Here is a 20533-nt window from a genome sequence, read left to right on the forward strand (position 1 = left end):
TCACATCCGTTCCGGCGCCGAAACGCCCAGCAGTTGAAGTCCGTTGGCGAGCACCTGGCTGGTGGCATCGTTGAGCCACAGCCGGGTGCGGTTCAGGTCCGTGATGGCTTCCTCGCCCAGCGGCGCGACGCGGCAGGCGTCGTACCAGCGGTGGTAGGCCCCGGCAATGACTTCGAGGTGGCGGGCGACGCGGTGCGGCTCGCGCAGCTCGGCGGCCTTGGCCACGATCGAGGGGTAGCTGCCCAGGTGCGAGAGCAGCTCGTTTTCCGTCGCATGGTCCAGCAGCGCGGCGTCGAAAGCGTCGTGGCCGTCCACCCGGCGCTCCACACCGGCGGCGACGGCGTTGCGCGCGGCGCCGCGGGAGCGGGCGTGCGCGTACTGGACGTAGAAGACCGGGTTCTCGTTGCTGTGCTTCTTGAGCAGTTCCGGGTCCAGGGTCAGCGGCGAGTCGGCCGGGAAGCGCGCCAGGGAGTACCGGACGGCGTCCTTGCCCAGCCAGGAGATCAGGTCCTTGAGCTCGATGATGTTGCCGGCTCGTTTGGAGAGCTTGGCGCCGTTGACGGAGACCAGCTGGCCGATCAGCACCTCGATGTTGACCTCGGGATCGTCGCCGGCCGCGGCCGCGATCGCCTTGAGCCGGTTGATGTAGCCGTGGTGGTCGGCGCCAAGCAGGTAGATCTTCTCGGTGAAGCCGCGGTCCTTCTTGGACAGGTAGTACGCCGCGTCGGCGGCGAAGTACGTCGGCTCGCCGTTGGCGCGGATCATCACGCGGTCCTTGTCGTCGCCGAAGTCGGTGGTGCGCAGCCAGACCGCGCCACCGTCGTCGTAGACGTGGCCTTGTTCCCGGAGCCGGGCAACGGCGTCGGCGATGGCGCCGGCGTCGTGCAGTTCCTGCTCGGAGAAAAAGACATCGAATTCGACGCCGAACTCGGCAAGGGTCTGCTTGATGTCGTGCAGCTGCGCCTTGTAGGCGGCGCCGCGAATCACCGGCAGCGCGGCGACGTCGGTGAGTTCGCGGATCCCGGGGTGCTGGGTCAGGACCTCATGGCCGAGGTCGGCGATGTATTCGCCTGGGTAGCCGCCCTCCGGCACGCCGCGGCCGTGAAGCCGGGACAGCACCGAGTGGGCGAAGACGTCCATCTGCGAGCCGGCGTCGTTGATGTAGTACTCCGCGGTGACGTCCGCGCCGGAGGCCCGCAGGACACGGGCGATCGAGTCGCCCAGGGCGGCCCAGCGGGTGTGGCCGATGTGCAGCGGTCCGGTGGGGTTGGCCGAGACGAATTCCATGTTGACCGTGCGGCCCGCGAGCGCCGTGTTGGTGCCGTAGGCGGTGCCGGCCTCGACGATTGCCTTGGCGAGGGCCCCGGCGGCGGCGGCGTCAACGGTGATGTTCAGGAAGCCGGGTCCGGCGATGTCCACGGCGGAGACGCCCGCGATCGACGCCAGCCGGTCGCTCAGCAGGCCGGCGAGCTGGCGCGGGCTGGTGCCGGCGGGCTTGGCCAGCTGGAGCGCGATGTTGGTGGCCCAGTCGCCGTGGTCCCTGTTCTTGGGACGCTCCACGCGCACCGCCTCCGGAATGTCGGCGGCGTCCAGGGCAATGTCACCGGCGGCGACGGCGTCCTTCAGGCAGGCGGATATGGCGAGGGAGAGTTCTTCTGGGGTCACAGTTCCAGCCTACCGGGGGCCCGCAGTCCCGCGGAATTTCCGTGCCGTCATCTTGTCACCAGGGCCCGCCGGGAAGGTCCGCCGCGGCCCCCGGGGCGGCGATTTTCCTTTGGAGCCCACCTTCCTGCTAAGCTCTAGGACGTCCCGCCGGTCACGGCAGGAACCCTGATTGCCCTCGTAGCTCAGGGGATAGAGCGTCTGCCTCCGGAGCAGAAGGTCGTAGGTTCGAATCCTATCGAGGGCACCAACAAAAACCCCGCCGTTTCAGCGAAACGGCGGGGTTTTTGCGTGTGGTCCTCAGGCTCCGGCGCGGCTTTGCCCGGCTTTGAAGTCCAGGCTGGCTTCGTCCGGGGTGGACAGCGTCAGCACGGCCTCCTCCACCGTCTCGTGGTCCTCGAGTTCGCGTTCAATCCGGCGCAGGGCCACCGCCACCTCGTGTTCCGGGAGGTCGCCCTGCAGATCAACGGCCGCCACCAGGTAGAGCCGGCGCGGGCCAACGAACTCCAGGTGCAGGTACGTGAGCCGGGCGATATCCCGGTGCTCCAGCACCCGGCGTGCCATGGACTGCTCGATGTCCGGGGTGACGCCCTGGCCCACCAGGAAGCGCCGGTTGCGGTCGATCAGTACGACGGCGACGACGGCGAGGAGCACGCCGACGATGATCGAACCCACCGCGTCCGGCAGCGGCGAACCCGTGACCTGGTGCAGGAACACGCCCGCAAAGGCCACGACCAGGCCGACCAGTGCCGCAGCGTCCTCCGCAAAGACGGCCCGCAGGGTGGGGTCCGAGCTGATCAGGACCTGCTCCAGGGTGTGCCGTTCCAGCTGGTGTGCCGCCTTCCGGGTCTGCCGGAACGCCTGGATGAAGGAGATTCCCTCGAAGACGAAGGCGACGGCCAGGACCACATAGGCCACCGCGAAGTCGGCTGCCGGCTCCGGCGCGATGATCTGCTGGATCCCGTGCATGATGGACACCACCGCACCCGCAGTGAACAGCCCGAACGCCGCAAACATCGACCAGACGTAGGCTTCCCGGCCGTAGCCCATGGGGTGGCTCTTGTCCCGCGGCCGGGCGGACCGCCGTTCCGCGAAGAAGAGGAACACCTGGTTTCCGGTGTCCGCCCAGGAGTGGGCCGCCTCTGCGGTCATGGAGGCCGACCCGGTGAGGACGGCGGCCACCGATTTCGCCGCGGCCACGAGTAGGTTCGCCACGAAGGCGATGATGACCGTCAGCAGGGTCGAGCCGGGTTTCTTTTGCTTCTGGGTTTGCGCCATTGGCCTACCGTATCCAACCGGAGCTACCGGCGCCCTCCCCCGGATCCCCCCTGCCAAATGTCGGTCCCCGCTCGTAGGCTGTTCGCATCGGCAGAAGCAAAGGGGTCTCACATGTACTGCTCCATCATCCCTCCCTACCTGTTGCGCCGGCTGGCAGCGCAGCATCATGAACCACGGCTGCTGGTGGCAGCCCGGGCCGCGAAGGAAGCCCTGCAGCACGTCAAGAGCTTCCAGGCCTCCCGCGCGGCGCCGGTGCCCGCAGCGCCCCCGGGGCTGCGGCAGCTGACCCCCGGGCCGCCGCAGCGCACCGTGTATGACGCGAAAGCCTCGGAGAACCTGCCGGGCGTGCTGGTGCGCAAGGAAGGCGAACCGGTCACCGGGGACCCGGCCGCGGATGAGGCGTACGACGGCCTGGGCCACACGCACCGGCTCTACGCGGAGGCGTTCGGACGCAACTCGATTGACGGCAACGGACTGCCCCTGGACGCCACAGTGCACTTCGGCCAGCGCTACGACAACGCCTTCTGGGACGGCAAGCAGATGGTCTTCGGCGACGGCGACGGCCAGGTCTTCAACCGCTTCACCGCCTCGCTCAGCGTGATCGGTCATGAACTCGCGCACGGCGTCACCCAGTACACCGCCGGGCTCGCCTACCGGAACCAGGCGGGCGCCCTGAATGAATCGCTCTCCGACGTCTTCGGCGTCCTCGTGGAGCAGTATGTGAAGCAGCAGTCCGCGGCCGAGGCCAGCTGGCTGATCGGCGAGGGGCTCTTCACCGACCAGGTGCAGGGAGCGGCGCTGCGCTCCATGAAGGCGCCGGGCACCGCGTACGACGACGACGTGCTGGGCAAGGATCCGCAGCCTGATTCGATGGACTCCTACGTCCACACGAGTGCCGATAACGGCGGGGTACACCTGAATTCGGGCATCCCCAACCGTGCTTTCTGCTTGGTCGCGACGACCCTGGGCGGGAACGCGTGGGACACCCCCGGGCGTATCTGGTACGACACGCTGACCGGGGGCTCGCTGCCCACCGCCGCGACCTTCAGCGCGTTTGCGAAGGCCACGGCGGCGTCCGCCAAGGAGCTGTTCGGAGCCGAATCGGCCGAACATGACGCCGTGCGGCAGGCGTGGGAAACTGTCAAGGTGAGGCTGTAAACGGCACCTGCCTAAGGATCACCCCATGAAGATAACCGTCCAGCGCAGCGGTGGCATCGCCGGGATGGAGCGCGTCTGGAGCGTGCAGGCGGTAACCGCGGATGACCGGGACCAGTGGCAGCCCCTGGTCGAGGCCTGCCCCTGGGACGAGCTGCCCGGCCGGGGCGCGGCGAGCGCCGCCGGCGCCGCCGGTGCGCAAATCCCCCAGCCGGACCGCTTCGTCTACCGCATCCGGGCCGGGCAGCGCCGGGCCACCCTGCCGGAGCGGGACCTCGTCGGCCCCTGGCGGACTTTGGTGGACTGCACGCGGGCCGCGGCTGAGTCGCCCGACCAGCCGGGTTAGTCAGGTCAGACCGCCGCCAGGTGCCCGCGGAAGGTCCGCCGGTAGGACTGCGGGCTGGTGTCCAGCACCTTGGCGAAGTGGTGCCGCAGCAACACCGAGTGGCCGAAGCCGGCCTCCCGGGCGATCTCGTCGATGTTCAGGTCGGTCGTTTCCAGCAGCTCCTGCGCCCGCAGCACCCGCTGGGAGTTCAGCCAGGCCGCAGGGGTGGCGCCTGTCTCGGCCCGGAACCGCCGTGCAAACGTCCGCGGCGACATGTGCACGCGGGCGGCCAGCTCGTTGACGGAGTGCTCCTCGTCCAGGTTCCGAACCATCCAGCGCAGCAGCTCTTCCATCGGCTGCGAGCCGCACCGCGGCATCGGCCGGTCGATGTACTGCGCCTGGCCGCCATCGCGGTGCGGCGGAACCACCATGTCCCGGGCGATGCTTGCTGCCACGTTGGCGCCCAGCTCCACCCGGACCAAGTGCAGGCTGGCGTCAATGCCGGCCGCGGTGCCGGCGCTGGTGATGATCCGGCCGTCCTGAACGTAGAGCACGTTCTCATCGACGAGCGCGGCCGGATAGCGGCTGGCGAGCTCCTGCGAGTAGTGCCAGTGCGTGGTGCAGCGGCGGCCGTCCAGCAGCCCGGCCCGGGCCAGGGCGAAGGCGCCGGAACAGATCGACATCACCCAGGCTCCCCGCGCGTGCGCCGCCCGCAGGGCTTCCAGGACAGCCTCGGGAACATCAGCGTCGTTGCCGAACGGGGTCATGATGACCAGGTCCGCGTCGGCCGCGGCGTCGAGCCCCAGCCCCACGTGCATCGACAGCCCGGACTTCATCGGGACGTCGCCGGGTTCCGGCGTGCAGACCCGGAAATCAAAGGCCGGCACCCCGGTGCCGCGGTCCGACCGGTCGACGCCAAACACCTCGAAGGCGGTCCCGAACTCGAAGATCGAGAAGTTGGGAACCACGATCATTGCCACTGAATTGATCATGCTTTCAGTGTGGCAGAAATTATAGGTTTTTGGGCATTTCTGCCACTTTTTTTGCACCCTGCACCGGAGAACCATGGAGGTATGGAACTCATCGGAATCGCCCTCATCGTCCTGATCCTCGCCGGCGTCGCCGCCACCCTCCGGGCTCTCCGGAAGGACGGCCGTGGCCACAACCCGCCCGTCCGCTCGGAAGAGTACTGGATGGCCCACGACCTCCCCAGCACCAGCTACACGCTGCGGTTCTTCTGACCGCGGACACCAAAAGGCCCCGACCTCCGGCTCGATCAACCGGAAGCCGGGGCCTCCCCTATGTCAGTTCTGTCCGCCGTGCGCGGGGCGGCGTTGGTGGTGGGCGCCTAGTCGGCGCTGATTTGAAGGCGGAACCGGTCGCGCTTGGTGTGCAGGTCCCACAGATGGCCGGCCAGGACGGCGGGGTCCTTCTCAGGGTCCCCCTCGATGATCCGGCCGCCAATAATGAGCTGGGAAACCTGGATGCCTTCCTCGCCCAGGGCCTCGTTGAGCAACTGGGCATAGGCCGCCTGCCCGGCAAACGCCACCGAGGTCCCTGTGACGTTGCGCCCCGGCTTCACGGCCGAGCCGCCGTTGACAAACAGGATCGTTCCCTTGTTCTCGCCGAGGAACCGCATGCCGGGAAGGACCTGGTGGACCGCCGCGACCGGGCCGTAGATGGAGAACTCCACCGGGCCCACCAGATCTGCCGGCCTGGTCTCCAGCACCGGCCGCATGAAGTCCTTCTGCGGCAGCGGGCTGTACTGCAACACCTCGATCGGTCCGAGGGTCTCGGTGGCAAGCTCCAGTGCCCGGGTGATGGAATCGGGGTTGCGGACATCCGCGGCGAAGCCCTTGGCTTCGATGCCTTCGGCCGCGAGCGTTTCGGCCAGGGCGTCGACGCGGCCCTGGTTGCGGGAAATCAGCGCGACGGAGAAGCCTTCCTTGCCGAAGCGCCTCGCGACGGCGGCGCCCAGTCCGGATCCTGCACCAATGATTGCGATAGTAGTCATAGGAGCTACAAGGCCTGCGGGCGGGCAACTATTCCTCAGTACCCTTAGTTTTCTGTCCGGACGCGGTGGCCCTGACGCTTCCCAGTAGACTGTTTCCAGCCATGACACTGCATATTTCCTACCCCGCCGAGCTGCCGATCTCCGAGCGCCGCGAGGACCTGATGGCCGCCATCGCCGCAAACCAGGTGACCATCATCGCCGGCGAGACCGGTTCCGGTAAGACCACCCAGATCCCCAAGATGTGCCTGGAGCTTGGCCTGGGCGAAAACGGCCTGATCGGCCACACCCAGCCGCGCCGGCTCGCCGCCCGCACGGTTGCGGAGCGCATCGCCGAGGAGCTCGGCGTCGAGATCGGCCAGGAAGTCGGCTTCCAGGTCCGCTTCACCGGCGAGGTCAGCCGCTCCACCAAGGTCAAACTGATGACCGACGGCATCCTGCTGGCCGAAATCCAGCGCGACAAACTGCTGCGCAAATACAACGCGATCATCATCGACGAAGCGCACGAACGCAGCCTCAACATCGACTTCATCCTCGGCTACCTCAAGCGGATCCTCCCGCAGCGCCCGGACCTGAAGATCATCATCACCTCGGCCACCATCGATCCGGAGCGCTTCGCCAAGCACTTCGGCAGCGAGGACGAACCCTCCCCCATCATCGAAGTATCCGGCCGCACCTACCCGGTGGAAATCCGCTACCGGCCGCTGTCGGCGCCCGCCGGCGGCCCCGGCGCCGCGGGTGACGACGGCGTCGGAGAAGGCACTGCCTCCGACGACGAACTTGAGGAGGACCGCGACCCGCTGGACGCGGTGTGCGACGCCGTCGACGAACTCGCCCTCGAGGCCCCCGGCGACATCCTGGTCTTCTTCTCCGGCGAGCGCGAAATCCGCGACGCCGCGGAGGCGCTCAACGCACGGATCCAGACGAACCGGCGGCTTGCCGGCACCGAGGTGCTCCCCCTCTTCGCCCGGTTGAGCCTGCAGGAGCAGCACAAGGTCTTCCACCCCGGCAGCAAACGCCGGATCGTGCTGGCCACCAACGTGGCCGAAACCTCGCTCACGGTGCCCGGGATCAAGTACGTCATCGACACCGGCACCGCGCGCATCTCGCGTTACTCGCACCGAACCAAGGTCCAGCGCCTGCCGATCGAGCGGGTCTCGCAGGCCTCGGCCAACCAGCGTTCCGGCCGCTGCGGCCGCGTCTCCGACGGCATCGCGATCCGGCTGTACTCCGAGGAGGACTTCGAATCCCGGCCGCTGTTCACCGATCCGGAGATCCTGCGCACCAACCTTGCCGCCGTCATCCTGCAGATGACGGCCATGGGGGTGGCCCGCGGACCGAAGGACGTGGAGAACTTCCCGTTTGTGGAACCGCCGGACTCCCGCGCCATCAACGACGGCGTCACCCTGCTCCGCGAACTCGGCGCCCTGAGTGCCGCCCGGCCGCAGGAGCAGGCGGGCGACGGTGACGGACGTCCCGGCCGCCAGGGCGGCGGCAGGAACGGCGGCCGCGGCGGCGGGCTCACCGCCGTCGGGCAGCAGCTTGCCCAACTGCCGGTGGACCCCCGCCTGGGCCGCATGATCGTCGAATCCGGCAAGCGCGGCTGCGTCCGCGAAGTGATGATCCTGGCCGCGGCCCTGACCATCCAGGACCCGCGCGAGCGCCCGACGGACAAGCAGCAGTTGGCCGCCGAGAAACACGCCCGCTTCCGGGACGAGAACTCGGACTTCACCGGCTACCTGAACCTCTGGAACTACCTGCAGGAGAAGCAGCAGGAGCTCTCCTCCACCGCCTTCCGCCGGCTGTGCCGCAACGAGTTCATCAACTATCTGCGCGTCCGGGAATGGCAGGACCTCTTCGCCCAGCTGCGCCAGCTCGCCCGGCCCCTGGGCATCAGCCTGGACAACAAGCGGCTCACCGACCCGGTGGGTAACCACGAGGGCATCCATATCAGCCTGCTGTCCGGGCTGCTGAGCCACATCGGCATCCTGGACGAACGCAAGCGCGAGTACGCCGGCGCCCGCGGCAGCCGGTTCGCGATCTTCCCCGGCTCGGCATTGTTCAAGAAGTCCCCCACCTTTGTGATGGCTGCCGAGCTGGTCGAAACCAGCCGGCTCTGGGCGCGGGTGGCGGCGAAATTCGATCCGCTCTGGGCCGAGCAGGTGGCGCCGGACCTGGTTAAGCGCAGCTACAGCGAACCGCACTGGTCCAAAAAGATGGGCTCGGTGATGGCGCATGAGAAGGTCACGCTCTACGGCGTGCCGATCATCCCCAACCGGCGGGTCAACTACGGACGGGTCGATCCCGAGCTGTCCCGCGAGCTGTTCATCCGGCACGCCCTGGTGGAGGGCGACTGGCAAACCCACCACAAGTTCTTCCACCGCAACCGTGCCCTGCTCCAGGAGATCGAGGAGCTCGAGGCCCGGATGCGGCGCCGCGACATCCTGGTCGACGACGAGACCCTGTTCGAGTTCTACGACGCCCGGATCGGCAAGGACGTGGTGTCCGAACGCCACTTCGACAAATGGTGGAAGGAAGCGCGCCAGCAAGACCCCACGCTGCTGGACTTCGACCAGTCGCTGCTGATCAGCGACGACGCCGACGCCCTGGACGATTCGGCCTACCCAAAGACCTGGCTGCACAAGGGCTTCGAGCTGCCGCTGAGCTACGAGTTCCACCCGGTGGCGCCCGGCTCGCCGCCGAACCCGTCCGACGGCGTCACCGCCGAGGTCCCCGTACTCTTCCTGAACCAACTCGACGACGCCGCGTTCCGCTGGCTGATCCCGGGCCAGCGGGTGGAGCTGGTCACGGCCCTGATCAAGTCCCTGCCCAAGCAGGTGCGCAAGAACTTCGTTCCCGCTCCCGACGTCGCCCGCCAGGCCGTGGCGGCGCTCGACGCCGATTTTCATCCCGCCACGGATGAGCTGGAGCCCTCGCTCGAACTCGTGCTGCGCCGGCTCCGCGGCCAGGTCATTCCGCCGGGGTCCTGGAACTGGGACGCCGTCCCGCCGCACCTGCGGGTCAGCTTCCGCGTGGTCGACTCCCGCGGCAAGGTCCTGGACGAGGGCAAGGACCTCGCGGCGCTCCAGGAAAAGCTGGCACCCGCCACCCGGCGGGCCATCGCCGAATCCCTCGGGGCCACGCCGTCCACGACGGCGCCAAAGGCGGCAACCGCCGGCCGCGGCAAGGGCAAGGCGAACGGCACCGCCGACGGCAAGGCCGCCGGATCCGCCGCCGCAACAGCAAGTCCGGCGCAGGCCACGGCGGCTCCGGCAGGCTTCGCCGAGCTGTCCGGCCTGAAGGACTGGACCTTCGGCACCGTGCAACGCCAGGTCCAGGGCACCGTGAAGGGCCACACCGTCACCGGGTATCCCGCCCTGGTCGACGAAGGCACCTCGGTGGCGCTGCGGCTCTTCCAGACCGGCTCGGAACAGGAACAGGCCATGCGGGGCGGGGTGATCCGGCTGCTCGCCCTGAAGGTGCCGCCGCCGGACCGCTACGTCCTGGAACACCTGAACAACACCGAGAAGCTGACCTTCAGCCAGAACCCGCACGGCTCCGTCTCGGCCCTGATTGCGGACTGCGCCCTGGCCGCGATCGACAAGCTCACCCCGGCGGCGCTGCCGTGGGACGAGGCATCTTTCAAGGCGCTGTACGAGCAGGTACGCGCCGAGCTGATCGATACGGTCTTTACGGTGACCGCCGTCGTCGAACGCATCCTCGCCAGCACGCGCCGGATCGAGAAGCAGCTCAAGGGCACCACCAGCCTGGCCCTGATCAGCGCCCTGAACGACGTCAAGAGCCAGCTGGAGCAGCTGGTTTTCCCGGGTTTCGTGGCACGCACGGGCTACGCCCAGCTCAGCCAGCTGCCGCGCTACCTCGCGGCGATCGAGAAGCGCCTTGAGAAGCTCCCCGGCAATGTCCAGCGCGACGCGCAGCACATGGCGGTGATCCAGGGTCTCGAGGACGACTACGACGACGCCGTGTCGGCCCTGCTGCCCGGGCGGCGCGCCGGCGCGGAGTTAACCCAGGTCCGCTGGATGATCGAGGAGCTGAGGGTGAGCCTCTTCGCCGTCGAACTCGGGACTGCTTATTCGGTGTCCGAAAAGCGGATCCGGGCTGTGCTGAACAAGGCGCTGGCGCCGGCGTAAACCCCTTTGGAGTGCTGCGCCGGCGCCAGTTCCCGAGTGTTAGGCGTCCGGGACGTGCTCGGCGTGGCCGGCCTTGCGGAGGCCCTCGCGCAGTTTTTCCGCGTTGGCGTCAAGCCGGGCCGGGTCCGGGTGCTGGTCGACCGAGCCGAAGTCAAAGTCCGCCATCGAGTTGGACGGCCACACGTGCACGTGCAGGTGGTTGATCTCGTAGCCCGCCACGATCAGGCCGGCCCGGGCGGCGTTGAACACGTCCACCTGGACCGCGCCGATCTTGCGCGCAACTTCCATCACGCGGCCCAGCACCTCCGGCGGGGCATCGGTCCAGCGGTCCACTTCCTCGGTGGGGACCACCAGGGTGTGCCCGTCGGCCAGCGGGCCCACGGTCAGGAACGCCACGACGTCGTCCTCGCGCCAGACGAAGCGGCCTGGGATCTCGCCGTTGATGATCTTGGTAAACAGGGTGCTCATACGTCCGCCTTTTCCGCCGTGGACCCCAGGGTGCTGGCGTCCAGAACAAAACGGTACTTCACGTCGCCGGCCACCATGCGGTCATAGGCCTCGTTCAGCTGGGCCGCGCGGACCACCTCGACGTCGGACACCACGCCGTGTTCGGCGCAGAAGTCCAGCATCTCCTGGGTCTCGGCGATGCCGCCGATCAACGAGCCGGCGTAGGCGATCCGGCGGCGGATCAGCGCGCCGGGGTTGACCGGCGGCATGGCTTCCGAGGGCAGGCCCAGCTGGAACAGCGCGCCGTCCACCCGCAGGGTGCGGAAGTACGGGTTGAGGTCGTGCGGCGCGGCAACGGTGTCGATGATGACGTCGATGCTGCGGTCCGCGGCTTCCATGGCGGCCGGATCCGTGGAGAGGACGACGTGGTCCGCTCCCAGGTCCCGGGCCGCGGAGAACTTCGCCTCCGACGTCGTAAAAACCGTCACTTCCGCGCCCATGGCCTTGGCGATCTTGACCGCCATGTGGCCGAGGCCGCCGAGCCCGACGACGCCGACGACGTCGCCTTCCTCGACCTCGAAGTGGTTCAGCGGCGAATACGTGGTGATGCCGGCGCACAGCAGGGGCGCCGCGGCGGCCGGGTCCATGCCCTCCGGAACCCGCAGGACGTAGTTCCGGTCCACGACGATCGCGGTGGCGTAGCCGCCCTGGGTGGTGGCGCCGCCGTTGCGGGCATCCTTGGCGCCGTACGTCCCGGTCATCCCGTTTTCGCAGTACTGCTCCAGGCCATCGAGGCAGCTGTCGCATTCGCGGCAGGAATCGACCATGCAGCCGACACCGACGCGCTCCCCGACGGTGAAGTCGTCGACGGCGGAGCCCACCCGCGTGACGCGTCCGACGATTTCGTGGCCGGGGATGAGGGGGTAGTTTTGCGTGCCCCATTCGCCGCGGGTGGCGTGCACGTCCGAGTGGCAGAGGCCGCAGAATTCGATGGCGATCTCGACGTCGTCTTCCTTGGGGGCGCGCCGGGCCACGGTCAGCGGAACGAGGCCGCTGTCGCTGGCCGTGGCACCGTAGGCCGCGGCGAGCGTGGGTCCGCCCGTTTCGCTGGCGTTGAGGTCGTTGAGATCGGGAAGCGGTTTGGCGAGGGGCGGCGGTACGGGGCGTCCTGGAGTCATGGTTTGACGCTACCCCCGGGAGCGGTTTCCGTGCCACTTGGCGTGGCCCGGGGCGGCGGTAGGCGTATGCCGCATGCCGCATGCCGGAACGTTCAGCCGCTCAGATGTATCCTCGGGGCAAACGAGTGACAGCCTAAGGGGGCAGCGCAATGCATCGTGTATCACTTCCTGTTTTCGGGGCCGCCTGCATCACCGTGTTGCTGGGCGGGTGCTCACCACCAGCAGGACTCGCGGTGTTCCAGCGCGAAGCGGTGGCCGGGGACCAACTGCCCGCAGAGGCCGCCATCACGGAGAACCCCAAGCTGGAAAATAGCCGACTGCTCGTAGAGGCCGACGGAGTGCGCTACTACGCCGCGCAGGGCGATCACCGCACGCTGTCCTGCTTGATCGCTGTTCCCAAGGCAGACCCCGGCGGGTTCGTAGGCGGGTGCGGCAGCTCGATGACGACCGGCCAGATAGTTTCCGTCTCCAGACATGACGGTAAATCGGCCATCTTGGTCACGGACGGCTTCGAGACGACAGAACTTGAAGCTCAGGGGTGGCGCAAGCTGCACCAGAACCTGCTGGTGGGGCGTAGCTAGAAGCCGCCACTCAATTCTCATGTCTGCTCCAGCAACTGGCCGCCACGGGATCCATCAGCGGGGCCTTCGATGGCTCCGTGGTCGGGACAGGAGCCAGCCCGCGATCCCGCCGAGCAGAGTCAGGGCCGGGACAAGGTTCCATGTGAGGCCCTGTAGTTCCCGGATCAGCCCGGTGCTGGCTTCCAGCACCGGGGTGATCAGCAGGTAGCACGTGAACGCAACGGCGAAGCCGACCACAGCTCCCGCGAACCCGGCCAGCAGCCGCCGACGGAGCTGGCTCCCTTTCGGCGACGGGGATGATGACTGGTTCATGACTCTCCCGGTTCGGTGGCCCTTCGCTGGGCTTTGCTGCGGCCGCTTTAATTGTCACAGCTGCGCGATACCGTGTTTCCATGGACGGCAAGCAAGGGCCCGACGTGGCTCTGACGGACAGCGTAACGGTCGCGGACCTTGCGCGGATCCTGGCCAGAATCCCGGCCCCGGCCAGCGCCGCGGCACTCATCGACGAAACACGCGAACTGGAAGACCTGAAGTCAGCCCTGGCCGCCCGCCAGGCCCGGGACGCCGCCGCCTTCGACCTGTCCCAGCGCCGCGAACAAGCCGACGCCGGGATACAGGCGGACCAGCTCGGCACCGGCGTCGCTGCGCAGATCGCCCTCGCCCAGCGCGAATCCCCGGCCAAAGGCGGACGGCTCCTGGGCCTCGCCAAAGCCCTCGTCACCGAAATGCCACACACCCTCGCCGCCCTGGAAACCGGCCAGCTCAACGAATGGCGCGCCACCCTGCTGGTCCGCGAAACCGCCGCCCTCTCCGCCGCGGACCGGGCCGCCGTGGACGAGGAACTCGCCCCCGACGCCGGAACCTTCGCCGGCGCCGGGGACCGCGCCATCATCGCCGCGGCCCGCGCCGCCGCCTACCGGCGGGATCCGCGCTCCATCACCCACCGCGCCGCCCACGCCGAAACCGAACGCCATGTCAGCCTCCGTCCGGCCCCGGACACCATGTGCTACCTGACCGCGTTACTGCCGGTCAGCCAGGGCGTCGCCGCGCACGCCGCCCTCACCCGGGCCGCGGACGCTGCCCGCTCCGGCGGGGACACCCGCTCCCGCGGCCAACTAATGGCCGACACACTGGTCGAACGCACCACCGGAACCCCCGGCGGGATAGCGGGGATCGAAATCCAGCTCGTCATGACCGACCGCACCCTCTTCCAGGCCGACAGCGAACCCGCCCGCCTCCCCGGCTACGGCACCGTCCCCGCCGGGTGGGCCAGAAGTTTACTCAAAGACTTCGGTACCGCAGCCCCGGACACCGGCGCCACTGGTGCAGCAGGCGGCCCGGGCGGTGAGCTGACTTCGGGCACCGGCGACCCGGCCGGCGACGGCGGCGAACGCGCCTTTGCGATCTGGCTCCGCCGGCTCTACACCGCGCCCGGCTCCGGCGAACTCATCGCCGTGGACTCCCGCGCCAGGCTCTTCCCCGCCGGGCTGCGCCGGTTCATCCAGGCCCGGGACGACACCTGCCGCACCCCGTACTGCGACGCGCCCATCCGCCACCTGGACCACATCATCCCCTGGCGCAACGGTGGAACCACCAGCCTCAGCAACGGCGCCGGACTCTGCGAAGCCTGCAACCACACCAAAGAAACCCCCGGCTGGAAAGCACAACCACGCCCCGGACCCAGACATACGCTGGAACTCACGACGCCCACCGGCCACACCTACCACTCCACCGCACCGCCACTACCGGGAACCAGCGTCACCCGCCGGCCAGAACCGCGCACCGCAGAGGACAGAGCTGCCACGGACCTTCCAACAGCGCCCCTCGAGAGCAGAGAGCTCCGGCACCGCGCCAAACAGCGCCGGGCGAAGGTAATCGCGGGCACCCGCCCGCCGGTACAGCCGGCCGCTTAGTTGAGCCAGCCGCCCTGCGCCGGGTCGGCCTGGGAGGCCGGGTCGGCCTGGGAGGCCGGGTCGGCTGCCGAGTCGGCCTGGGATGCGTCGCCCTCCGGAGCGGCACCGGTCACCACCTCGTTGGCGGCGTTGTTGGACCATTCCGAGAATGATCCCGGGTATAGGGCCGCGGGAAAGCCTGCGATCTCCAGTGCCGCGATCTCGTGGGCAGCGGTCACGCCCGAACCGCAGTACACCGCCGTCGGCAAGTCCACCTGCACGCCCAGGCGGGTGAAGCGTTCGCGGAGCTCGGCTGCCGGGAGGAAGCGGCCGTCGGCAGCCAGGTTTTCGGTGGTGGGCGAACTCACCGCGCCGGGAATGTGCCCCGCGCGGGGGTCGACGGGTTCGATCTCGCCCCGGTACCGCTCGCCGGCACGGGCATCCAGGAGCAGGCCCCGGCCGGACCACGCGGCTGCCTCACCCGCGCCGATCACCGGCATGGCCCCGTCGGCCAACACCACGTTTCCGGCCTCTACGGCCGGTTCGCCGCTTTCGACGTCGAATCCCTCGGCGCGCCAGGCTGCCAAACCGCCGTCGAGCAGGCAGACCGCGGGGAAGCCGGCGTTGCGCAACATCCACCACACCCGGGCAGCGGCAAGGTTGCCGGTGTCGTCGTACGCCACCACCACGTCGCCGTCCCGGACACCCCAGCTGCGCACTGACTCCTGGAACTGCTCCAGCGGCGGCAAGGGATGACGTCCGCGGCTGGGATCGGCCGGTCCGGCGAGTTCGGTGGCGAGGTCTACGAAGACCGCACCGGGGAGGTGCGCCGCGAGGTAGTGTTCCCGGCCGTGCGGGTCGCCCAGCGCCCAGCGGACGTCCAGCAGCACGGTCCGCGCGCCGGAGTCCAAGCGGTCTTTGAGTTCCGCGGCAGTCGTGAGGGTGTCCATCCGCCCACTCTAACCGGGGGCGCACGCCGCCGCGGGTAGGCTGGGGCGGTGACAAATGTGCGCCAGCAGGACCGGGATTGGGCCGACGAAGCCATCCGCCGGATCAATGCCGAGAACAACAGATCAGCCGACACCCACCTCTACTCGGTGCCCCTGCCCGAGCACTGGGGCGTCCAGTTGTACCTCAAGGACGAATCCACCCACCGCACCGGAAGCCTCAAGCACCGGCTGGCCCGTTCGCTGTTCCTCTTCGGGCTGGTCAACGGCTGGATCCGCGAAGGCACCACCATTGTGGAAGCCTCGAGTGGCAGCACTGCCGTCTCCGAGGCCTACTTCGCGCAACTGCTGGGCCTGCCGTTCATCGCGGTGATGACCCGGACCACCAGCCGCGAGAAGATCGCGCTGATTGAACAGTTCGGCGGCTCGTGCCACCTGGTGGACCATGCCTCGGAGGTGTACGCGGCGGCCGAGGATCTGGCCCGCAGCACCGGCGGCCATTACATGGACCAGTTCACCTATGCCGAGCGGGCCACCGACTGGCGGGGCAACAACAACATTGCCGAGTCGATCTTTGGCCAACTTGCGCTCGAAGAGCACCCGGTCCCCCGCTGGGTCGTCGTGGGCTCCGGCACCGGCGGGACGAGCGCCACGATCGGCCGCTACTTGCGCTACCAGCGGCACGCCACCCGGCTCGCCGTCGTCGATCCGGAGAATTCCGCGTTCTTCCCCGGCTGGCTGGCCAGCCGGGACGGCGGCGCTGCGGCGGGTGCGACCGGCCTGCCCTCCCGGATCGAGGGAATCGGCCGGCCCAGGCTGGAGCCGAGCTTTGTGCCGGCCGTGATCGACCACATGATCCAGGTGCCGGACGCCGCCTCGGTGGCGGCGATGCGCCATCTGCGCGAGCACGCCGGGCTGCATGCCGGCCCGTCCACCGGTACGAACCTCTGGGGCGTGTGGCAGCTCATCGCCGAGATGATCGCTGAGGGACGCCGCGGCAGCGTGGTCTCATTGATGTGTGACGGCGGGGACCGCTACTCCGGCAATTACTACGACTCTGCCTGGCTGCAGTCCCAGGGCCTGGATCCGGAACCCCACGAGGCCACCATCCGCGACTTCTTCGCCAGCGGAACCTGGCCCGCCTGACCGGCAGCGGAACCTAGACCTCCACCGATTCGCCGCTGGAGAGGTGCCGGTATTCGGTGCCGTACCGGGCGCCGATGCGGGTCACGTGCCCTTCCACCAGGCCGCGTCCCGTGTCGTTCAGCAGGGCGTCGTGGATCGGGAAAGCCCGCGGCGCGCGGACGCCGATGACGAAGTCCACCACTTCGCCCACCTTATTCCACGGGGCGTGGATGGGCACCAGGAGGGTCTGCACCTCGATGCCGTCCGGGATCGCGAAGGAATCCCCCGGGTGGTAGACGTTGGAATCAATCAGGAAGCCGACGTTGGCCACCACGGGAATCTGCGGATGGATGAGGGCATGCTGTCCGCCGTAGCTCCGGATGGCGAAGCCGGCCGCCTCGAAGGTACCGCCCGCGGCCACCGTGTGGATCCGGTCCTCCGCCGCGGGCGCCTTGCCGCGCAGCTGGGCCGCGACGCCGTCGGGGGCGAAGAGCTGCAGTTCTGCGTTCGCCAGCAACGCCTCGGTGACGACGTCGACGTCGATATGGTCCGGGTGCTCGTGCGTGATCAGCACGGCGGACGCACCGGCGAGGGCCTGGTCCGTCTCGGAGAACGTTCCAGGGTCCAGCACCAGCACCCGGCCTTCCTTTTCGAGACGGACACAGGCGTGGGTGAATTTCGTCAGCTTCATCCGGCCAGCCTATGGTGCCCCGCAAAGCGGTGTCCACGATGCCCGGCTGGTAATCTGGGACCCTGCCCCTTTCCCGCAGTATGATCCCCAGCGAAGCGAGTTTCCCCATGTCCCAGGGCGCCACCACCGGCGGCAGCCGGGCTCCGGCCCAGGCAGCGGCGCCGGCCGGCAAGGAGCCGGGCAAGGAGCAACGCGTCACGAAGCAGCGGCTGGCCGTCAGCGCCGCCCTGGACGATTTGGCCGACTTCGTCAGCACCCAGGAGCTGCACCGCATCCTGCAAGAGCGGGGCACTTCGGTTTCGCTTGCCACCTCGTACCGGATCCTGCAGTCCCTCGCCGACGACGGCCTGGTGGATGTGCTGCGGAACGCCGAGGGCGAAGTCGTCTACCGTCGGTGCGCGGTCACCGGGCACCACCACCATCTGCTGTGCCGCAACTGCGGCAAAGCCGTCGAGGTCGAAGCACCAGCCGTCGAGGCCTGGGCGGCACGGATCGCAAGTGAGCACGGCTTCACCGCCGTGGAGCACACGGTGGAGATCTTCGGGCTGTGCCCCGACTGCACGGCCCTGCAGGCAGGCCGCTAAAGAAACCCGGTTTGGCGCTGTCGGTCCAGATTGACCGGTGCCGAGCGTATATGCGGGCGGAATTATGGATCAGGCCCTTAGGATCAGGTCCATGACGGAGCTAAACGGCGAGCGGGCCCGCATCCTGGCGGAGTTGGCTGAACGGGCGTGGGCTGACCACCGGCTCAAGACGGAGACCGAGGACCGGCTGGCCGCCGAACGCTCGGCAGCGGTTTCCGAGGAACGGCTATCCGCTCTCGGAGTGACAGCGGAACGCCGCCGCGAAGCCGCCCTGTGGATAGCGCGGTGGAAGGACCAGGAGCGCGGCCATGAGCGCGCACAAATCGCAGAAGGGCTCAACTTTTTCGGTACGTTTGCGACTCAAACGCTGATGGATCTCGATCACGATCTGCAGTCCAACGGACCTTTTGCCGTGGCGATGCGCATCGGCCTTCATGACGGCACGCCGAACCCCAGTCCTCGGTATCCACACGGGGCTACCGAAAGTTTTGTACGCCGCTTCCGGAGCGAGTTCTCGGGTGAGCGTTTTATCCGGGACTTCCTCACGTTTCAGCCCTACAACTACGAAATTATCCTCGACGCCTACCGTGCACTCGGGCTGGCCGAGCCCGTCGGCCTGACGGATTTGGCCTCGGAGGAGTATTCACTTCGGGCGGTCGAGGATGTCCTGCTCATCGGAGAGGCTCTCCGACGGGTCCAGCGCCATCGGCAACACGACCTGGTGATCGGCACCGGGTACAGCGCAGGGGACGAGATGCATGAACGGTGCAAGCACCTTCAACACCTGACGCCCCATTTCGCCCGCTGGATCCTCACTGAGTCGCCGTCGGATGAAACACTCGTCCAGAAGCTCTTCGTAGGACGCGGGCACGTCTTTGGACTCACCCTTGAAGGACTGTCAGCCGAGGAATTCCTCAGGGAGCTCCGCCACTACCGCGCACGCCGAAAATGCTAGTCAGCCCAGCGGCGCGGACATCCTGAGTTCCAGCAGCGGCGGAGAGAATCGGGTGTCTTGTTTCGTTCCGCCATCCGGTTCCCAGCCGTGCCGTTCGTAAAAGTCGACGGCGCGCAAGTTGCCGTCCGCCACCCACAGGTAGGCCCTCGAATATTGCATTGAACGAAGTCCCACCACGGCTGCCAGGAACAACTGGGAACCGAGGCCCCGGGACCAGAAGGCGGGCGACAAGTTCAGCCCCTGCAGTTCGCCGGTCTGCCCGTCGACGTCGTCCCGCGGGGCGCCGAAACCGGCCCAGCCGACGGCAATGCCGTCGACGGTGATGGCCAGTTGCCGGACGTTCGGCACCGGCGTGCCAAGGATTCGCGTCCAGCCCTGGGTCAGCCTCTCCGCGTCCAGCCCGGCGAGGTACTCGGGGTCGAGAATCCCTGCATAGACGGCCCGCCACGCCTCGATCTGGGAGTTGGCGAAGGCAGGAGCGTCGCTTGGCAGCGCGTCCCGGACAGTAACGTGGTGTGTCATGTCCTTAGCTGCCTCCGTCCTGCGTGAACCGGAGCTGGCCGTGCTCACTGGTCAGCACGAGCTCTGCGGAGTCCAGCTGGTAGACCAGCGGTGCCTTAAAAAAGGCGCTCGTCCAGGCCCGGTTTTCCGCGTCCGGGCCGGCGCAGCCGTCGGCCGACTCCGCCATGCGGGCCGGGTCGGGAACCAGTCCGAAATCGTCCACTGAAACAGGGACGTTCAGTACGCCGCACGGCATCCGGACCACCATGGTCACACCGCTCATCCGGTCAAAGCTCAGGTGCAGCGGCGACGATGTCAGCCAGTGCATGTTTTGGCCGCGAGCGTAGCCCGACGTCGAGGTGAACGTCCGGCAGGTCAGCGCGTCGGCGCCATTACCGGCGCCAGTTCCGGCTGTGCGGACGGGGCACGCCGCGGGCAGCCCGGCCGGCTGCGTCGGCTGCGGCGGCTGGCTTGAAGCGCCCGTCGAGGGGGTAGTCTCCCCCGGCAGAATCTTGGGATCGGCGCCCGGGCCTATGGGCTTCGCGCCGGCGCTTGCGCCGCCGCTCGGGCCGCCCGTTGACTCCCCCATCACCAGGACCCAGCGGTCGTCGCTCCACGAGATCGCGAAGCGGACGGCGGAAGCCTGTCCGTTCTGCGAGGCGGTGACGTTGGCTATCTCCGGGAAATCGTTGCTGATCCCGAGCTGCCAAGAGCCCGGGGTCCAGCCCCGGGCGGAGTCGACCAGCTGTTGGGCTTCGGGCCGGGTGTTGCTGAAGACCGGGTCGACCAGAGCTTCGACGCGCTCCACGGAGCCGGACACGGCTGCGGACATGACGCTCCGGGCGAAGTCCTTCCGGCCGGACAGGTCCGGCCGCCGCGGCTCCGCAAGGCAGCCGGAAACCGCCGTCGAGAGCAGCAGCATGAGCAGCACTACGCGCAGAAACGGCCGCGGCGTTTTTCTCTGTTTATCCCCCATGCCTGCACTGTACTTCCGGCCGCTGCCCGAAGCGACCATCCGGGCGAACGGCACGGCGGGGAAGGAACGGGTCC

The 20533-nt window shown here is 68.3% G+C and carries 20 protein-coding genes and 1 tRNA gene; 10 read left to right on the forward strand and 11 right to left on the reverse strand.

What is annotated here, in order from left to right:
• Nucleotides 1–1665, reverse strand: coding sequence for an arginine--tRNA ligase (gene argS / locus AC1MED_RS12315; protein ID WP_479783522.1), 1665 nt, complete (start codon nucleotides 1663–1665; stop codon nucleotides 1–3).
• 171 nt (nucleotides 1666–1836) lie between these two features.
• Here argS and AC1MED_RS12320 point away from each other — a divergent pair.
• Nucleotides 1837–1912, forward strand: a tRNA-Arg gene (locus AC1MED_RS12320).
• Nucleotides 1913–1962: 50 nt separating this feature from the next.
• Here the strand turns inward: AC1MED_RS12320 and AC1MED_RS12325 are convergent.
• A complete protein-coding gene (locus tag AC1MED_RS12325; protein ID WP_479783523.1) occupies nucleotides 1963–2940 on the reverse strand; it encodes a cation diffusion facilitator family transporter in 978 nt (325 codons plus the stop codon).
• A 111-nt stretch (nucleotides 2941–3051) separates the two neighbouring features.
• Between AC1MED_RS12325 and AC1MED_RS12330 the strand changes: the two genes are divergently transcribed.
• Together AC1MED_RS12330 and AC1MED_RS12335 are read left to right on the forward strand one after the other, a co-directional pair.
• Nucleotides 3052–4098, forward strand: a complete 1047-nt coding sequence (locus tag AC1MED_RS12330) for a M4 family metallopeptidase (protein ID WP_479783524.1) — start codon at nucleotides 3052–3054, stop codon at nucleotides 4096–4098.
• A gap of 25 nt (nucleotides 4099–4123) precedes the next feature.
• Nucleotides 4124–4441 (forward strand): protealysin inhibitor emfourin, encoded by a 318-nt coding sequence (locus AC1MED_RS12335; RefSeq protein ID WP_346959149.1) that lies wholly within the window; start codon nucleotides 4124–4126, stop codon nucleotides 4439–4441.
• Nucleotides 4442–4446: 5 nt separating this feature from the next.
• Here the strand turns inward: AC1MED_RS12335 and AC1MED_RS12340 are convergent, their stop codons facing one another.
• Nucleotides 4447–5412: a GlxA family transcriptional regulator gene (locus tag AC1MED_RS12340; protein ID WP_346959148.1), complete on the reverse strand. Its 966-nt coding sequence runs from the start codon at nucleotides 5410–5412 to the stop codon at nucleotides 4447–4449.
• Between the two features lie 81 nt (nucleotides 5413–5493).
• Between AC1MED_RS12340 and AC1MED_RS12345 the strand changes: the two genes are divergently transcribed.
• Nucleotides 5494–5661, forward strand: a complete 168-nt coding sequence (locus tag AC1MED_RS12345) for a hypothetical protein (RefSeq protein WP_479783526.1) — start codon at nucleotides 5494–5496, stop codon at nucleotides 5659–5661.
• A 107-nt stretch (nucleotides 5662–5768) separates the two neighbouring features.
• Here AC1MED_RS12345 and AC1MED_RS12350 read toward each other — a convergent pair whose 3' ends face one another.
• Nucleotides 5769–6434, reverse strand: coding sequence for an SDR family NAD(P)-dependent oxidoreductase (locus AC1MED_RS12350; RefSeq protein WP_479783528.1), 666 nt, complete (start codon nucleotides 6432–6434; stop codon nucleotides 5769–5771).
• Nucleotides 6435–6535: 101 nt separating this feature from the next.
• Between AC1MED_RS12350 and hrpA the strand changes: the two genes are divergently transcribed.
• The gene (gene hrpA / locus AC1MED_RS12355) at nucleotides 6536–10582 is read left to right on the forward strand and encodes an ATP-dependent RNA helicase HrpA (protein WP_479783530.1); all 4047 of its coding nucleotides are present in this window, start codon (nucleotides 6536–6538) and stop codon (nucleotides 10580–10582) included.
• 39 nt (nucleotides 10583–10621) lie between these two features.
• Here the strand turns inward: hrpA and AC1MED_RS12360 are convergent, their stop codons facing one another.
• Nucleotides 10622–11050: an HIT family protein gene (locus AC1MED_RS12360; RefSeq protein WP_479783532.1), complete on the reverse strand. Its 429-nt coding sequence runs from the start codon at nucleotides 11048–11050 to the stop codon at nucleotides 10622–10624.
• Entirely contained in the window at nucleotides 11047–12207 is a 1161-nt protein-coding gene (locus AC1MED_RS12365; protein WP_479783533.1) for an NAD(P)-dependent alcohol dehydrogenase, read from the reverse strand. Before AC1MED_RS12365 ends, AC1MED_RS12360 begins: the two co-directional genes overlap by 4 nt.
• Nucleotides 12208–12356: 149 nt before the next feature.
• On the opposite strand from AC1MED_RS12365, the gene AC1MED_RS12370 reads away from it, so the two are divergent.
• A complete protein-coding gene (locus tag AC1MED_RS12370; RefSeq protein WP_479783535.1) occupies nucleotides 12357–12788 on the forward strand; it encodes a hypothetical protein in 432 nt (143 codons plus the stop codon).
• 54 nt (nucleotides 12789–12842) lie between these two features.
• Here AC1MED_RS12370 and AC1MED_RS12375 read toward each other — a convergent pair whose 3' ends face one another.
• Nucleotides 12843–13100 carry a hypothetical protein gene (locus AC1MED_RS12375; RefSeq protein ID WP_479783537.1) on the reverse strand — a complete coding sequence of 86 codons (258 nt, stop codon included), beginning with the start codon at nucleotides 13098–13100 and terminating at the stop codon, nucleotides 12843–12845.
• A gap of 80 nt (nucleotides 13101–13180) precedes the next feature.
• On the opposite strand from AC1MED_RS12375, the gene AC1MED_RS12380 reads away from it, so the two are divergent.
• Nucleotides 13181–14701, forward strand: coding sequence for an HNH endonuclease (locus tag AC1MED_RS12380; RefSeq protein ID WP_479783539.1), 1521 nt, complete (start codon nucleotides 13181–13183; stop codon nucleotides 14699–14701).
• On the opposite strand, the gene AC1MED_RS12385 is transcribed toward AC1MED_RS12380, so the two are convergent.
• Nucleotides 14698–15630, reverse strand: coding sequence for a sulfurtransferase (locus AC1MED_RS12385; RefSeq protein WP_479783541.1), 933 nt, complete (start codon nucleotides 15628–15630; stop codon nucleotides 14698–14700). The genes AC1MED_RS12380 and AC1MED_RS12385 overlap by 4 nt on opposite strands.
• Nucleotides 15631–15678: 48 nt before the next feature.
• On the opposite strand from AC1MED_RS12385, the gene cds1 reads away from it, so the two are divergent.
• Complete coding sequence (gene cds1 / locus AC1MED_RS12390) at nucleotides 15679–16773, forward strand: L-cysteine desulfhydrase Cds1 (RefSeq protein WP_479783543.1); 1095 nt, start codon at nucleotides 15679–15681, stop codon at nucleotides 16771–16773.
• A 13-nt stretch (nucleotides 16774–16786) separates the two neighbouring features.
• On the opposite strand, the gene AC1MED_RS12395 is transcribed toward cds1, so the two are convergent.
• Nucleotides 16787–17443, reverse strand: a complete 657-nt coding sequence (locus AC1MED_RS12395; RefSeq protein WP_479783545.1) for an MBL fold metallo-hydrolase — start codon at nucleotides 17441–17443, stop codon at nucleotides 16787–16789.
• Between the two features lie 107 nt (nucleotides 17444–17550).
• Here AC1MED_RS12395 and AC1MED_RS12400 point away from each other — a divergent pair, with 107 nt between their 5' ends.
• Entirely contained in the window at nucleotides 17551–18027 is a 477-nt protein-coding gene (locus AC1MED_RS12400) for a Fur family transcriptional regulator (RefSeq protein ID WP_479783547.1), read from the forward strand.
• A gap of 91 nt (nucleotides 18028–18118) precedes the next feature.
• On the forward strand, nucleotides 18119–18982 hold the full coding sequence (locus AC1MED_RS12405; protein ID WP_479783549.1) for a hypothetical protein: 864 nt from the start codon (nucleotides 18119–18121) through the stop codon (nucleotides 18980–18982).
• Here the strand turns inward: AC1MED_RS12405 and AC1MED_RS12410 are convergent, their stop codons facing one another.
• Together AC1MED_RS12410 and AC1MED_RS12415 are read right to left on the reverse strand one after the other, a co-directional pair.
• The gene (locus AC1MED_RS12410) at nucleotides 18983–19504 is read right to left on the reverse strand and encodes an N-acetyltransferase family protein (RefSeq protein ID WP_479783551.1); all 522 of its coding nucleotides are present in this window, start codon (nucleotides 19502–19504) and stop codon (nucleotides 18983–18985) included.
• Between the two features lie 4 nt (nucleotides 19505–19508).
• Nucleotides 19509–20459, reverse strand: a complete 951-nt coding sequence (locus AC1MED_RS12415; protein ID WP_479783553.1) for a hypothetical protein — start codon at nucleotides 20457–20459, stop codon at nucleotides 19509–19511.
• Nucleotides 20460–20533: the final 74 nt, after the last annotated feature.

The organism is Arthrobacter sp. BI5, assembly GCF_056680065.1.